The sequence below is a fragment of the Jiangella alkaliphila genome (genome assembly GCF_900105925.1).
In the GTDB taxonomy this organism is placed as follows: Bacteria; Actinomycetota; Actinomycetes; order Jiangellales; family Jiangellaceae; genus Jiangella; species Jiangella alkaliphila.
This window is the reverse complement of sequence record NZ_LT629791.1, coordinates 5,617,279-5,631,855: the sequence shown is the minus strand read 5'-3', so window position 1 is coordinate 5,631,855 and position 14,577 is coordinate 5,617,279. Positions and strand designations below refer to the sequence as shown.

The 14,577-nt window shown below is 69.8% G+C and carries 13 protein-coding genes and 2 pseudogenes; 3 read left to right on the top strand and 12 right to left on the bottom strand.

Going from position 1 to position 14,577, the window contains the following annotated elements; genetic code table 11:
- Positions 1-50 precede the first annotated feature (50 nt).
- From BLV05_RS25760 to BLV05_RS36040, 7 genes and pseudogenes are all read right to left on the bottom strand, one after another.
- Positions 51-383, bottom strand: a complete 333-nt coding sequence (locus BLV05_RS25760) for a YnfA family protein (protein WP_046767536.1) — start codon at positions 381-383, stop codon at positions 51-53.
- 397 nt (positions 384-780) lie between these two features.
- Positions 781-1,092 (bottom strand): annotated as a pseudogene (trxA, locus tag BLV05_RS38715) (thioredoxin); the annotation flags it as partial.
- A gap of 128 nt (positions 1,093-1,220) precedes the next feature.
- Entirely contained in the window at positions 1,221-1,799 is a 579-nt protein-coding gene (locus tag BLV05_RS37155) for an aromatic-ring hydroxylase C-terminal domain-containing protein (protein WP_197683320.1), read from the bottom strand.
- Positions 1,745-2,839: an FAD-dependent monooxygenase gene (locus BLV05_RS25745; RefSeq protein WP_197683319.1), complete on the bottom strand. Its 1,095-nt coding sequence runs from the start codon at positions 2,837-2,839 to the stop codon at positions 1,745-1,747. The genes BLV05_RS37155 and BLV05_RS25745 overlap by 55 nt, the downstream gene beginning before the upstream one ends.
- 31 nt (positions 2,840-2,870) lie before the next feature.
- Positions 2,871-3,467, bottom strand: a pseudogene (locus BLV05_RS25740) (TSUP family transporter).
- Positions 3,468-3,517: 50 nt separating this feature from the next.
- Positions 3,518-3,940, bottom strand: a complete 423-nt coding sequence (locus BLV05_RS25735; protein ID WP_046767712.1) for a YkvA family protein — start codon at positions 3,938-3,940, stop codon at positions 3,518-3,520.
- Positions 3,937-4,263, bottom strand: a complete 327-nt coding sequence (locus tag BLV05_RS36040) for a Chromate resistance protein ChrB (RefSeq protein ID WP_157524307.1) — start codon at positions 4,261-4,263, stop codon at positions 3,937-3,939. Before BLV05_RS36040 ends, BLV05_RS25735 begins: the two co-directional genes overlap by 4 nt.
- Before the next feature lie 164 nt (positions 4,264-4,427).
- Between BLV05_RS36040 and BLV05_RS25730 the strand changes: the two genes are divergently transcribed.
- Positions 4,428-4,643, top strand: coding sequence for a hypothetical protein (locus tag BLV05_RS25730; protein WP_046767537.1), 216 nt, complete (start codon positions 4,428-4,430; stop codon positions 4,641-4,643).
- 1,498 nt (positions 4,644-6,141) lie between these two features.
- On the opposite strand, the gene BLV05_RS25725 is transcribed toward BLV05_RS25730, so the two are convergent.
- From BLV05_RS25725 to BLV05_RS25710, 4 genes are all read right to left on the bottom strand, one after another.
- Positions 6,142-6,870 (bottom strand): ankyrin repeat domain-containing protein, encoded by a 729-nt coding sequence (locus tag BLV05_RS25725; RefSeq protein WP_046767538.1) that lies wholly within the window; start codon positions 6,868-6,870, stop codon positions 6,142-6,144.
- Positions 6,871-6,980: 110 nt separating this feature from the next.
- Positions 6,981-7,862, bottom strand: a complete 882-nt coding sequence (locus BLV05_RS25720; protein WP_052762247.1) for an SDR family oxidoreductase — start codon at positions 7,860-7,862, stop codon at positions 6,981-6,983.
- A gap of 64 nt (positions 7,863-7,926) precedes the next feature.
- Complete coding sequence (locus tag BLV05_RS25715) at positions 7,927-8,868, bottom strand: NAD-dependent epimerase/dehydratase family protein (RefSeq protein ID WP_046767539.1); 942 nt, start codon at positions 8,866-8,868, stop codon at positions 7,927-7,929.
- Positions 8,865-9,461 carry a hypothetical protein gene (locus BLV05_RS25710; protein WP_152690634.1) on the bottom strand — a complete coding sequence of 199 codons (597 nt, stop codon included), beginning with the start codon at positions 9,459-9,461 and terminating at the stop codon, positions 8,865-8,867. Before BLV05_RS25710 ends, BLV05_RS25715 begins: the two co-directional genes overlap by 4 nt.
- Before the next feature lie 47 nt (positions 9,462-9,508).
- Between BLV05_RS25710 and BLV05_RS25705 the strand changes: the two genes are divergently transcribed.
- Entirely contained in the window at positions 9,509-10,306 is a 798-nt protein-coding gene (locus BLV05_RS25705; protein WP_197683317.1) for a TetR/AcrR family transcriptional regulator, read from the top strand.
- Between the two features lie 426 nt (positions 10,307-10,732).
- A complete protein-coding gene (locus tag BLV05_RS25700) occupies positions 10,733-13,018 on the top strand; it encodes an arylsulfatase (RefSeq protein ID WP_046767542.1) in 2,286 nt (761 codons plus the stop codon).
- Between the two features lie 124 nt (positions 13,019-13,142).
- Here the strand turns inward: BLV05_RS25700 and BLV05_RS25695 are convergent, their stop codons facing one another.
- The gene (locus BLV05_RS25695; protein ID WP_046767543.1) at positions 13,143-14,411 is read right to left on the bottom strand and encodes a cation:proton antiporter; all 1,269 of its coding nucleotides are present in this window, start codon (positions 14,409-14,411) and stop codon (positions 13,143-13,145) included.
- Positions 14,412-14,577: the final 166 nt, after the last annotated feature.

Below are 14,577 nucleotides of genomic sequence, written 5' to 3'. Positions count from 1 at the left end.
CCGGATACGACAACCGGCCGGATGCGTTCGGCCGGATCAACCCGCGGCGTTCAGCCACGTGGTGCGTACATGATCACGGCGACGCCGAGGAGGCAGATCGCGGCCCCGATGGTATCGAAGCGGTCAGGGCGGTAGCCGTCGAAGATCATCCCCCAGGCGAGGGAACCGGCGACGAAGATTCCGCCGTAGGCGGCGAGGATGCGGCCGAAATTGGCATCGGGCTGGAGCGTGGCGACGAAGCCGTAGAGGCCGAGGCCGACGATACCGGCGCCGATCCAGAGCAGGCCGCGGTGCTCGCGGACGCCCTGCCAGATGAGCCAGGCGCCGCCGATCTCGGCGATCGCGGCGGCGATGAACAAGGCGATGGAACGTGCAACGGTCACAGAGCGGATTCTCCCGAACTCCGGCTCTTGTCGCTCACAGGTTCGCAGCGGCCGCTGTGGTCGCCTGGTGGGCCAGGCCGTCGAGAACGCTGCCGCGCTCCGCCGGCACGTCCACCTGCAGCTGCACCGTTCCGTCGACAGGTGCCCTGAAGGTGAAGGTGAAGAAGGAGCAACAGCTGCTCTCTCGCGCGGCGAGGTCGCGGGCGCGCCCCTCGGCCGCCTCATCGAGGCTGAACACCAACCGAGTCGCAGTCGGCCGTTCGAGGCCGTGCAGCGACGTCGCGAACAGGTCGGCGAACTCGTCCAGCCGGAACGGACGTTCTGCTGTCGGAAGGGTGCAGGCGTCGTCGGGGACCCATGCCAGCAGGGCCGCGGTGCTGGGTGCGGTGGGAACGAGCGACGCCGTGATCGCTTCGCGCACCGTCACCTCCGGGTAGGCGCCGACCAGCGGCGCGCCGATGGGGGAGCCGTCCTTGAAGACCAGCAGGGTCGGCGTCGACCGCACGTCGTAGCGGGAGACCAGCTCGGTGGCCTCATCCACGTTCACCTTCACGAACTCGACTTGACCGGCGAGTTCGGCGGCGACGGCATCCAGTACCGGCGTCATGCGCCGGCATGCCCCACACCAGGTCGCGTAGAACTCGACCACGACCGGGCCGCGGCTCGCCGTGACGTCGTCGAAGTCGCTCGGGCTGATCTCTCGCACCATCGCAGGTTCGTTCACCGTTACCGTCCCATCCTCACGGCCGGACTCCCGACGTCCTGGCCTCTCCGTATCGACGGTAAACCTGTAGCCGGGTACCGATTGCAAGCCCCTCTGCGCGTCCCGGGCGCCCTTCAGGCCGGTGGCAGCCAGCGGCGGAGGTATGCCTCGACGCCGGTGAGGTCGGTGCCGCCGCGGTGGGCGAGGTGGCCGTCGGGGCGGACGAGCAGGTGGGCGGCGGTCTTCCCGATGCCGAGTAGTCGGCTGACCCGGCCGGTGTGGTCGAGCAGGACGTCGTCGCCGTTGTCGCGGCTGAGTCGGTGGATGGTGAGCAGGCCGGCGTAGCGGGCGGCGAGGTCGGCGCCGGCCGACGGCGGCCACTGGCCCGGCGGGCCGCAGAGGAGCAGGTGGAACCCGGGCGCATCGAGCTCGGTGTGGAGTGTCGTGGGCAGGCCGTCGCGGGTGAGGGGAGCGTCGGGCAGCCGGTCGCCAGGACGTGCGCGCCGGCCGAGGCGGCGCGAGCCGCCGGCCGTCAGCGGGCTGTGCCGGTAGTGGATGGCGAGCTGGGAAAGGACGCGGAATCCGTAGCCGCGGATGCGCCGGAACCGGGTGGCCAGGGGAGCGATGGCCGGGACGACGCGGGCGCGGGCGGTGCGGATCAGCGGGTTCGAGGAGGTGGCGATGGTGAAGGCGCGGTCGGTGAAGCGCAGCACGCGGCGCCCGACCGGTGCGCGTTCGGTCTCGTAGGTGTCCAGCAGTGTGCCGGGGAGCCGCGGCCGGTGACGACGAGGCCGAGCTTCCAGCCGAGGTTGACGGCGTCCTGGATGCCGGTGTTCATGCCCTGCGCCCCGGCCGGGCTGTGGATGTGGGCGGCGTCGCCGGCCAGGAACACCCGCCCGGACCGGTACCGGGTGGCCCCGCGGTTGGCGATCCGGAAGTCGGTCGCCCAGATCGGCTCGTGCAGCCGGACGGTGCTCGTTGTGGCGGCGTCGACGAGTGCCTGCAACTCCGCCAGCGTGACGGCGCCGGGTTCGGGCTCTGGTCGGCCGGGTGGGCGCATGGCCAGCAGCCGCCACGACGCCGGGGTGGCTAGTGGGAAGAAGAACAGGATGCCCCGGCCACTCACGAAGGCGTGGGCGGCGCCGGGCTCGATGACGTCGGCCTCGAGGTCGGCCAGCACGAACGTCTGCGGGTAGGCCAAGCCCTCGAAGCCGATGCCGGCCAGCGTGCGGACGGTACTGTGGGCGCCGTCGCAGCCGACGACGTACCGGGCGGTCACGGTCTCCTCGTCCTCGGCGCCGAACCTGAGCCGGCAGGTGACCGCGTCGTCGTGCTGCTCCAGGCCGACGAGCTCGACGCCGCGCTCCGGTTGAACGCCGTGCTGGGTCAGGTGGTCGACGAGGATGCGCTCGGTCTCGGCCTGGGAGAGGAACAGCAGGTAGGGGTAGGCGGTGTCGTCGAGGCCGATGTCGAACAGCGGCATCGACACGGTGCGGCGACCGGTATGCAGGCGCAGCCGGACGGTGCAGTTGCCGTGCGCGACGAGCTGGTCGGTGACGCCGAGTCCGGCCAGGACCTCCAGCGTCCGCGGCTGGATGGCCAGCGCCCGCGACTCGTGCACCCGGTCGAGCGCGCGGTCGACGACCCGGAACCGCACCCCGTACCGCTGCAGCGTGGCGGCCAGCGCCAGGCCGGTCGGCCCGGCCCCGACGACGAGCACGTCCAGCACCTCGCCGTCAGCGGAAGTCGTCATGACGGCACCATGCCACCGCGCGACGCCGGCGTCAGCGGTGGCGCCAGACTTTGATCGCTGAGAGCAGCAGGATCGCGACGAGCACCGGGATCAGGACGGCGTCGGACACGATGCCGAGCAGGAAGCCGCCGGCGATCGTGCCCGCGACCGAGCCGGCCGCCATGGTGACGAGGAAGCGGGTCTGCTCGCGCAGGACGACGAAGCTTCGGTCGCGGCTGTAGCGGGCGAACGCCACCAGCATCGTCGGGAGTGAGACGAGCAGCGACAGGCTGCCCGCGACCTTGATGTTCACGCCGTAGAGCAGCACGATCGCCGGGATGAGCAGCTCGCCGCCGGCCACGCCCATCAGCGCGGCGACGACGCCGATGCCGGCCCCGGCGAGCACGCCGACGGCGGTCGTGGCGGCGGCACGGCGGCGAGGCGTGCGGGCAGCGTGGTCGCGACGACGACCAGGCTCATCGCCCTTGTTGAGGATGACCGCGGCGAGCGCGGCGAACCCGAACATCCCGATGAGAATCGGCAGCCGGAACTCGGCGCCGCCGAGGCCGATCAGCCCGCCGAGCACCCCCACGAGCGCGCCGGCCAGGAACGCCGCCGCGGGACGCTGACGGACTCGCGGTCGTGGCAGTGCCGGGCCGGCGTCGGACGGGTCCACCGCGCCGGCCTCCGAGTGGCAGCTCATGAGGCATGGCGGTCGAGGCCGGCGAGCCGAGTGAGAGCGGCGAACCCATCCTGGCTCCCGGGCCAATGGTCCCGGACGGCGTCGATGCCGGCCCGGCGAACCACGCCACGTAGGACCGCGATGACGATGATGGCGTCGTCGGCGTAGCCCAGCACCGGAATGAAGTCGGGAATCAGATCGACCGGGACGGCGAGATAGGCCAGGAGCAATCCCAGCCGGATGCGTACGCCGCGCGGCAGCGATCTGTCGGCTGCCAACCCGCGCATCAGCCTCAGCACGTCGGGCACTAGCCGCAGCGCCTCGCGCAGCAGCCCGCCGCGCGGCCTGACGACCACCAGCACCAGGACCAGAGCAAGCCAGGCCACAGCCAGCGCGATCACGAGGCCCAGCCCGAGGTCCCACCAGATCGAAGTGGTCAGAGCTGGTCCACCGCCTGTGATCGCGACACGACATTGCCGGGCTCGGGCGATTCGGCGCGCACGGAGGCGTCCTCGAAAGTGGCGAGGTCGGCGGCGGCCAGATCGACAGCCTCCCGGGCGGCCGGTCCGCCGGGTGCGTCGAAGTAGTCGCACGTTTCGATCTTGGCGAGCCAGCTGCGGAACCGGTCCAGGTCGGCTTCGGACTCCTTCACCGCGGCGTACGTCACGTCGCCGCAATCTCGCTCGACAGCCAACTCACCGCTCAGGTCGGGTAGCCGCTCGAGCACTTCCGCATACTCCGCGTTGTGGCCGACGTCTTCCACCTCACGCGGCTCGCCCGCTCCTGACCTCTCCGGCGCAAGCGCCGTGCAGGCACTGGACCTCGGCCGGGTCGCGAAGGGCCCAGCAGCGGCGCGGTCAAGAGCCGGCTTGGGTCGAACAGGCAATACATAGCGAGTATGCTCGGTGGAAAGGGAGGCCCGCGCTGGTGGCGTTCGTCGGACACAAACGGGCACGTGACCTGATCGTGCGATGGCGCTACGCCGGGCTGGACGAAAGTGAGTTCGATCAGACCACCGGGCACACGTTCGGCTCGGCGGCCGAGATGGGCTGGGACGAGTTGGACCGCGCCTACGAGCGGATCGGAGCCGTGTACCGCGGGCGCGCGACACCCCCGGACGCACCCAGCACCGACCCGACGTAGTGACGGCATCCCCGGGAGCCTGCGAGCGGGCCACGCGGGTCCAAACGAGCCCGGTCGAACCCACCGACACCGAACCGCAGGGCGCGGCGAGAACTGTCAGACAGGCCGGTGACGACGCGAGAACCCGTCGCACCTGTCGACGGCCTGGTGATCCAGTGACCAACGAGGATCAGTCCGACGGGTCGCCGCGACGCCACGTACACCGTCCGGCGTCGGCAGCATCGGGTCCGTTGGCCGATCCGACCACGTGACCCTTGACACGCCCCACTCCGGCCTTGGGGCAGCAGCCATGAGGGGCGCGGACCGTCACAGCACGCGACCATGGGACCTTCGGCACTAGACGCAACGTTCGGGAACAGCGAGAATGATTGTGATTCGCCCTAATTCAGCGCTAGCGGCTGGGGATCCGTCCCCGTGCTGGGTCCGATCCGGGGGGACAGGCCCTGCACGGGGGCGTGATCGAATACAGCAGGGAAGTGCGGCGACCAGGGAGACCGTCACCACTGCGCACTTGACCAGCACAGGCCGGTGACCAGCGCCGGAACCCTGGCAAACCCCGCCGCTCGCGGTTGTTGGATCGGTGCTCCCACGCCATCAGTTGGCGGGCTCGACATCCCGTCAGCGATTCATTCTCCCGGCCACCAGCAGCGGCGTGAACTCTCATCGGGATCACATGTGCTCACCCGGCCGGACGGCCGCTTCGCCAGCGCCCTCTGGGCGTCGTGCTCATTCCGGCGCGACAGGCGCTGATCTGTACCAACGCAGCCGTACCAGGATCACTTAGGGCGACGAGGTTGGCCGCCGACCAGCCGGCGCGAACCCGGGTCGGGGATTGAGCCGACCAATGCCGGCGGACGTCTGACCGCGGCCGGTGAACCTCCGTGAGTCGAGCATCGGTCGGCTCGTCAGGAAGATCGGCCGATGATCTTGCCAGTAGCTCGGGGGTTCTGTGCTCGGCGGCATCATCCCGGGCGTGTTCATCTGCTGAATCTCGTCTCTTCGACCGACGCGACCCAGGGCGGGCTTGCGTGCTCTGAGCCTGTGAAGCGCTTCAGTGCGACCTGGCGGCTGTGCGTTTCCTGGTTCCGCACCGGCGCCCTTGAGGCCGTCCCTAGCCTTCCGGGCGAGGCGCTCGTACGCCCCCGGTGGTCTATGTTTCGGCTAATCTGGACGAACCCCCGCAAGGCACCCCACCCGCACGTTCCCCCGTCGGCGGGTGGGGTGTCATTAGTCAGGCCGTCTGCTCGTGTGGTCCGACCGTCCGCCTCCAAGCCGCCCCGCGGCGGTGGCCGGTGGGCTTGAGGCAGGCCTGACCCACAGGTACGAGGCACCGGGAGGACTTCTCCTTCCGGTTGAGGCACCAACAAGAAGCAAAGACGTCATGCGAACTGCGCGGTCGCCCAGAGCTGGCAGTCCTTCTCGATGTCGTGGCGATCTGCAACTCCTCATCAAAAGGGCTGCATCAACTCGTACCTGGGTACAGGGTCAAGACCGACGTTCAGCGCAAGTCGCGGGCCGATCTGGCGCCGCGAGCACGAAGCCACGCGACCAGGTCCGACGCGCCGGCCCGGTCGGCGGCGTCGAGCGGAGTCAGGTCGTCGTACCCGATCCAGTCCGCGTCGGCGCCGCGGCTGAGGAAGTACGCCGCCGCCTCACGCTGACCGCCATGGCACGCCGCCCACAGACCCTGGGTCACCTCCTGCGCGTCCGGCGCAGGCTCGGCGGCGAAGGCGCCCTCGATGCGGTCCATCAGACCGAGTGCGGCGGCCTCCCAGAGCAGAGCGGTCGCGCCGCGCTCGAGCAGGCGGCGGGCGGCGTTCCACTGGGCGAAGGCGCACGCGTCGGACATCGGCGTGCCCCCGCCGATGACGGAACCGCCGGCCTCGATGTCCGCGCCCGCATCGAGCAGGGCATCGAGCACCGCGACATCGTCGGTGCTGGCCGCCCAATGCAGTGGCGTTTCGATGTGCGGGCCGGCGAACCGGGCGTTCACGTCGGCGCCCGCCTGGACGAGCGCGGCCACGGTCTCGGCGCCGCGCGGGAAATGACCGGGCCAGTCGGTCGCCACGTGCAGCAACGTCCGCGACATGCCGGTCGCGGAGCCGAGGCGGTCCGTCGCCAGGCCCGGGTGCTCCACGAGCAGGTGCCGCAGCCCGTCCACGTCACCGGAGTGGATCGCCGCCACCGCGGCCACCGCGACCGGATCACGCGTGTCCAGGAAGGCCATGCCGAAATCCTCCTCTCAGCGTGTGCGGCTCGCCAGGTCTGCCGTCGACGCGGCGTCGAAGCGCCCGCGGGGTGGCATCGTCACCCAGCCGCCGCGTTCGGTGCCGGTGCTCACGCAGTCGTCGGTGCAGCGGACAGCCCGACCAGGTCGGCGCTCACGCGCCAGAGCCGAGCCGCGGCGGCCTCGTCATAGCTGCGCTTGGAGGATCTCTTGGGCTTGCTGTTGGTGAAGTACTGACCGGTCACCTGCGCGAGGTCCGGTGCGGATGCCAGGTGGATGGATGTGACGGCGCCTCGGGCTGGGGTCTTCATGAAGGGCCGCATGAGGGGGACGAACAGTCGCTGGGCGCGGCTGGGGTCCTCGGCCCCGAATGTGGTGCTCGTGACACCGGGATGCAACGCGTTCGCGGTGACAGAGGTGGCCTGCAACCTTCTGGCCAGCTCGTAGGTGAACAAGATGTTGGCGAGCTTTGACTGGTTGTAGGCCCGTGTGCCGGAGTAGGACCGTTCGCATTGCAGGTCGTCGAAGTCGATTCGTCCTGTGGCGTGCGCGTTGGACGAGACCGTGACGACGCGGCTCGGGCCGTTTTGTCGCAGCCGGTCGAGGAGCAGGTTGGTGAGCAGGAACGCCGCCAGGTGATTGAGAGCGAAGGTGCGTTCGAGCCTGTCGGCGGTGAGGTGGCGGGTGTTCCAGTAGCCCCCGACGTTGTTGATCAACACGTGGATTCGGGGAACGTTGTGGAGCAGTTCGTCGGCCAGGTGCCGCACCTGCGCCTGCGAAGACAGGTCGGCGACGAATACGTCCACCTGCCCGCCGCCGGCGGCGCGGATCTCGCGAGCCGCGTGGTCGGTGCGTCCGCGGTCGCGGCCGATGATCGCGAGATGTGCACCCATCGCGGCCAGACCCAGCGCGGTCGCTCTGCCGATGCCGGCCGTGCCGCCGCTGATCAGCACGGTCCGGCCGGCCATCGCCTCGCGGTGGATCTGTTGCATGTCCGCTCCTTCGATCCCGCTCGCGCCGAGGGCCTGGTTGCGTTGTTGCTGGACTCCGGCGTGGTCATCCGTTTCGGTAGGCCGCGAGGGTGTCGTCGATGGCTTGGTCGATGGAGGTGGCTTGAACGCCGAGTTTGCTGGCGATCTTGCTGCTGTCCACGATGAAAGGTTCCTCGAATTGGTACTGCATTTCGACGAGTTCCCGGACCGTGGGGTTGATCAGGCCGAGGGAGCGCAGCATCAGCGCCGGCATGGCGCGCAGCTTGGTGCGTGGTTGCCTGGCGTACTGGTAGGCGAGGTCGACCAGCTGCCGCGTGGTGCGGGTGTCGGGGTCGTTCGGGAGGTGCCACACCTGCCCGGGGGCATCCGGGTGTTCGCCGAGCACGGCGAGGGCTTCGCCGATGTCGGGGATGTAGGTGTAGGTGTGCGGCTGGTCGGGGTCACCGAGCACGGTGGCGGTCTTGCCGGCCAGGGCGGCGGGAAAGACGCGGTCGCCGAGATTGGATTGCGCCCCGCCGCGCGGTCCGAAGTAGTCCGACGCGCGGCCGATCGCGACCTGGACACGGCCGGCGTCGTGTGCGGCGAGGAGTTCGCGGGCCATCCTGCCGCGGAGCCGTCCCTTCTTGGTGTGCGCCTCGTAGGCGCGGTCCTCGGTGAGCGCGCGGCCGGCGGGCCGTCCGTACATGTAGACGTTCTCCATGCTGACCAGCCGGGCGCCGGTGGCCTCGGCGGCGGCGAGCACACCCGCCTGCAGAGCGGGGAACTGCGCCGTCCACTCCGGGTAGGGCGGGTTGAGTGTCTGGTAGAGCACCCGGGAGCCTTGGGCGACCGTGGCGGCGAAGGTGGGGTCGCAGGCGTCACCACCGATGACCTCGACGTCGTCGGGCACGCGGGCATGGCCGGAGCGGTTGACGAGCCGGATGGATTCGCCGCGGCGGCGAAGCGCGTCGTAGGTGGCGAGGCCGATCGCGCCGGTGCCGAAGATGACGTGCTGCGCTGCGGTCATGTCGTGGCCGCGGGGTGGGCGGCGGCCGGGGTTGGTTCGACGGTCGCGCGGTAGGGCAGCAGGCGATGGAGCAGCAGTCCAGACAGTGCGGAGAAGGTCACCGCGCCGTAGGCGCCGAAGATCGTGAACTGGTTGTCGACACTGATGCCGCCGAGGGTGGTGACGGTCCACCCCAGAGCCCACAGGACGGGCATCGCGGCGGCCCAGACCCAACGAAGCTGCGTCTGGTGGGGTAGGGCGAGGGCCTGTGCCGGGCCGAGGACGACTCCAGTGAGCGCGCCCATCAGGGCGAGGTCGCCCAGCGAGGTGCCGTACCCGACGACCGCAGCGCCGAGGAGCAGCCCCACGCTCGTGCCGACGGCGGTGGCCGGGATCCACCTGCGCGGATCGAGTCGCCGCCGGCTCATCAACGTCTGGCCGGTACCGAGGACGAGCCCGACGACCAGGCCGCCGAGCAGCGCGGCGGCGGCGTCGTCGACCCGGCCAGCTATCGCGGTGCCGGCCAGGCCGGCGAGGGGAAAGACGATGAATCCCGCGGTCCACACCAGCCAGGTGCGTAGGAAGACCGGTTGCGATGCTCCGGATGGGGTCATGGTGCTCAACTCCTGCTGGTCGGGGTCGCCGACCGGGTAGTGATGCGTTGGAGGCCGAGGCTGGCGGCGAATTCTGTACGCTGTACAAATCCTGTATGCTGTACAGATCGAAGTCAAGAGGGGAGCACGAATCAATGCCGGAGACATCCAAGCGAGGCCGTCCCGGGCCGCGGCGAGTCCTGACCGAGGACCAGATCCTTGACGCCGCACTGACGCTGCTCGACACCGGCGGGGCCAACGCGGCGTCGATCCGGGGAATCGCCGCACAGGTAGGCGTGGCCCCGAACGCGGTGTACACCTACTTCCCGGACAAGGCCGCCGTGGTCAAGGCGCTCGTCGAGCGCCTCCTCGGCGACGTCGACCACGGCGTCTTCGCCGATCGCGACCAACCGTGGCGGCAACGCGTCGAATCCCTCGCACTGGAGCTGAGAACACGGCTGTCCGCACACCCCGGCGCCGTGCCCCTGATGATCGGCGGTCCCATGGACGGCCCCAGCGCGCTCACCCTGAACGAGCGGCTCCTCGAGCTCCTCGCCGACGCCGGGCTCCATCCCGCGGACGCCGTGCGCGCGGCCTACCTGCTGATCGTCTACGTCTTCGGTTCGGTCGCCTTGGAAGTCGCCGATCAGCACCAACCCGGCCCGCTGCTTCCGGAGTCCGAACGCGTCGACACCAGGGTCCGCGCCTACGCCGCGACACCGGCCGAGCAGTACCCCAGGACAGCTGCGGCGGCAACCGAGATGGCCGGCTACATCTCCACCGAGCAGTACCTCTGGGGACTCCGCCGGGTCCTCGACGGCATCACCACCAGCACAGCCGCCTACGCCGACAATGCCAGCGCTTAGCGGGCGTCACGGCCTATCCGCCCACGGGCGTCGTTCACCTCGCGCATGGGCGCCCCACCCGAGATCGACCGACCACGATGTGCACCCCGTGTGCGCGTCGTCCGTGTCGAGATCGTGGGTGCGCGCGCTCGGAATGCGCTGCGACCGAAGTCCGTCGCGGCGAATTCGTTGGCGTGCAGCTTTGCGCCTCGTTCCAGCAAGTGCTCTCAACTGCGGAATCGCAGGTGCGGGGTTCTTTCGTCGGTCCGGGCGTCCTCGACTCTGGGCCGTTCGCGCTTGGCTGGAATTTGCCGACATCACAGGGGGACGGTGCAGGTTCGGCCCGCGGTTGGGCATCGGCGTCACCCGGTCTGTGTGAGGCGTCGGGCGGGTTCGCGGGTCACGATGTCATGGCGGGTGTGATCGCGAGCAGGCGAGGAGCGGGTCATGGTTGACGGTGCGAATCCGGGTGCGGTCGATCGGACGGTGCTGCCGCCGCCGGAGCCGGCGTTCGGTGGCCGGATCGAGGTGGCTCTGGAGGACTCGACGGCGGATTTCCCGATGCCGCTGCGGGCGCCGGAGGGTGCGCCGAACGTGCTGCTGATCATGGGTGATGACATCGGTTACGGCCACATGAGCGGGTTCGGCGGCCCGGCCGACACGCCGGTGTTCGACCGGCTCGCGGATCGGGGACTGCGGTTCACCAACTTCCACACCTCGCCGGTCTGCGCTGCTTCCCGCGCGGCCCTGCTGACCGGGCGCAACGGCCACTCGGTGGGCATGGGCGCCATTCCGGAGACTTCTGTCGGGTTCCCGGGGTACACCGCCAGCATCCCGCGCAGCGCCGCGACCGTGCTCGAGATCCTCCGGCAGAACGGCTATGGCACCGCCTGGGTCGGCAAGACCCATCTGACTCCGATTCACGAGATCACCGCCGCGGGGCCGTTCGACCGGTGGCCTGGCGGTATGGGCGCGGAGTACTTCTACGGGTTCTTCGGCCCCGGGGTGAGCCAGTGGCACCCGCCGCTGTGGGAGAACAGCACCCCGGTGCAGGCGCCGGCGACGCCGGAGGAGGGCTACAGCCTGGAAGCCGACATGGCCGACAAGACCATCGCCTTCATCCAGCGGCAGAGGTCCATCCATCCCGAGAAGCCCTGGCTGGCCTTCTACGCCCCGAGTGGGCACAAGCCGCCGGTCGGGGTGCCGCCGGAGTGGATCGAGAGGTACCGGGGCCGGTTCGACGACGGCTATGACGTGCTGCGAGAACGCACCCTGGCACGGCAGAAGGAGCTCGGGATCGTCTCTGCCGGCACCAGACTGGCGACACCGCCGCCGGCGCTGCCGGCCTGGGCTGACTTGAGCGAGGCCGACCAGAAGGTCGGGGCGCACTGGATGGAGGTCTTCTGCGGCGCTGTCGAGTTCACCGACCACCAGATCGGCCGGATCATCGACGCCATCGAGGAGACCGGTGACGCGGACAACACGCTGATCATCTACCTGGCCGGCGACAATGGGCCCACTCCCGAGGGCGGCCTGCACGGCACCATGAACAAGCTGAGCTACTTCAACGGCGTCCAGGAGTCCCTCGACGACCTTGTCGAGCAGATCGACGCGTTCGGCACCCCGGAGTCGCACGGCAGCTACCCCGCCGCCTGGGCCTACGCCACCTCCACCCCGTTCACCTACGGCAAGGAGGTCACCTCCGGCGGCGGCTGCAGCACCGCGGCCGTCATCTCCTGGCCGGCGCGGATCAGCGACGGCGGCGGCATCCGCCGACAGTTCCACCACCTCAACGACATCGCCCCGACCATCCTGGAATGCGTCGGCGTGCCCGAGCCGGTCCGCGTCAACGGCATCGACCAGAGGCCGATGGAAGGTGTGAGCATGCTCTACACCTTCGACGACCCGGACGCCGCCGACCGGCACACGACGCAGTACTTCGAGCTGCTCGGCGGCCGGGCGATCTACCACGACGGCTGGTGGGCCGGCACCCGCCACGGCGTCGACGGCGTGTCCTTCGCCAAGACCACCGTGCCGTACGACCAGGACGTCTGGGAGCTCTACGACATGCGCGCCGACTTCGGCCAGGCCACCGACCTGGCAGCCCGGCGCCCGGACAAGCTCGAGGAACTGCGGGCCCTGTTCGACCGCGAGGCCCGTCGGTACAACGTCTACCCGCTGGCGGACAACGCGATGGCACTACTCACCGCCGACCGGCCCAAGCTCGTCCACGGTGACCAGGCCAGCTACGGCCCCGGCACCATCCGCCTCGCCGAAGACGCCGTCATCAACATCAAGAACCGATCGTTCTCGCTGACCGCCGAGATCGACAACCCCCACGGTGATGCCGAAGGCACCCTGGTCACCCTCGGCGGAGAGACCGGCGGCTACGCGCTCCTGGTGGTCGACGGCCGGCCGACCTTCCACTACAACTACCTGGGCCTGCACCGCTACACCATCACCGCCACCGAGCCGCTCCCCACCGGGCCGTGCACCATCATCTTCGACTTCGCCTACGACGGCGGCGGCCCCGGCAAGGGCGGCACCGGCACCCTGACCGTCAACGGCAAGCCCGTGGGAGAGGGCCGGATCGAGCGAACCGTCCCGGTCTACTTCTCCACCGACGACACCTTCGACGTCGGCGAAGACTGGGGAACACCCATCTCACCGACCTACCGAACCCCCTTCGCCTTCACCGGAACCCTGAAGAAGGTCACCGTGCAGGCCAAATGACTCCGGCGACCGACCCTGTCGCAGCTGACCCATGGCAAGTCGCGTCCGCGTTTCAACGAGCAGTGCCGCCGCCAGTTCGGCGAGCCGCCGCGCCCGGGCGGAGTGTTCGCCAACGGCGACAACCTCACCTGGCCGACAGGCTGCGTCGGACTCGGGTCTCCGTCTCGAGTGTCGGTCCGCGGTGCTCGGCCGCGGATTCGGTGACGGCTCGTCCGTAGGCTGCCGCCAGCGGGCCGGCCGTCAGGCCATGGGCGACTACCGACAGCAGAATGGTCCATGTGGCCACCTCGATGAGCCGCTCCGAGGCCAACCCGCCGGTCTCCAACGACTCGTGGGCGATGAGCGTGAACAGCACCGATGCCAGGCCTCTCGGGCCGAACCAGCCCATGAACGCGACCGAGACGGGTCTGAGCCCGGTTCCCGCCAACGCCATGGCCACCGGCACCATCCGCACCAGAGGGAGGCTGACCAGGGCATAGACGATGGCGGACGGATGAATGTCGTGGGTCAGCACCGCGGCCACGAGCAACGCGCCGAACAGCGCCCAGATCAGGTACGAAGTGAACAGCCCGAGGTCCTCGGTGAACTCGGTGGCCTGATGCAACCGACCCGCGGACGCGGCGGCGAAGAGGATGCCGGCGACGAACGCGGCCACGAAGCCGTTGCCGCCTGCCGCGACGGCGGCAGCGTACGACAGCAGCGCCGTTGCCAGCACCGCCAGCTGCTCTGACACCGGCGAGGTCCACCCGCGCCGCCGGGCATCGGAGACGAGGCGTCCGGCTCCGAGACCGACCACCGCACTCACGACAACCGCGATGCCCAGCTCGCGGGCGGACTCGGCGAGCCAGCCGTCCGGCCCGGCGCCCTCCTCGGCGACCACGACCGCGAGGAAGAGTGTCACCAGCGGGGTGGCCAGCCCGTCGTTCAGACCGCTCTCGACGTTGAGCGCACGCCGGATCCGTGCCGGGACCGAGCGGTCGGTGAAGACTCCGAGACCGAGGGCGGCATCGGTGGGGGCGAGCATGCTGGCCGCCAACGCCGCGGCGGCCCAGCCGGCGGCGGGCATGAGCCACCATCCGGCCAGCATGCCGGCGAGGACTGTGAGCGGAAACCCGAGCACCAGCAACCGTGCCGGAAGGCTCGCATCGAGGCGCACCTCTGACCACCTGAGCGTTGAGGCATCCGCGAAGAGGATCAAGGCGAGCGTCACCTCAGCGATGATCTTGACCGCCTCGAGGTCGGTCGCCATGTCCAGGATGCCGAAGCCGTGTGGGCCGACCAGGGCGCCCGCCGTGATGAACACCATCGGCGCGGTGATCGACCAACGTCCCAGGCGAGCCGCCACGGCGGAGTAGCCGATGAACACCACGGCGAGCACGGCGAGCCCTGTCACCTGCTCAATCGACCACCACCGACGGTGAGGTGCATCACCCGAACCGGATGAAGACGGTCACCAGGACCGACGACGCCGGGCCCTATTGCCGGGCCATCGCGACGCGGATGCGCTCCTCCGGGTCGATGAGGTGGTCGTGGTCGTCGGGTCCCGAGGTCGATCTGCA

What these genes read in the sequence shown, in the direction of transcription:
- BLV05_RS25710 (WP_152690634.1), bottom strand. Translation starts at nt 9,461, where the DNA reads ATGACCCCATCCGGAGCATCGCAACCGGTCTTCCTACGCACCTGGCTG.
- BLV05_RS25715 (WP_046767539.1), bottom strand. Translation starts at nt 8,868, where the DNA reads ATGACCGCAGCGCAGCACGTCATCTTCGGCACCGGCGCGATCGGCCTC.
- BLV05_RS25700 (WP_046767542.1), top strand. Translation starts at nt 10,733, where the DNA reads ATGGTTGACGGTGCGAATCCGGGTGCGGTCGATCGGACGGTGCTGCCG.
- BLV05_RS25725 (WP_046767538.1), bottom strand. Translation starts at nt 6,870, where the DNA reads ATGGCCTTCCTGGACACGCGTGATCCGGTCGCGGTGGCCGCGGTGGCG.
- BLV05_RS25720 (WP_052762247.1), bottom strand. Translation starts at nt 7,862, where the DNA reads ATGCAACAGATCCACCGCGAGGCGATGGCCGGCCGGACCGTGCTGATC.
- BLV05_RS25745 (WP_197683319.1), bottom strand. Translation starts at nt 2,839, where the DNA reads ATGACGACTTCCGCTGACGGCGAGGTGCTGGACGTGCTCGTCGTCGGG.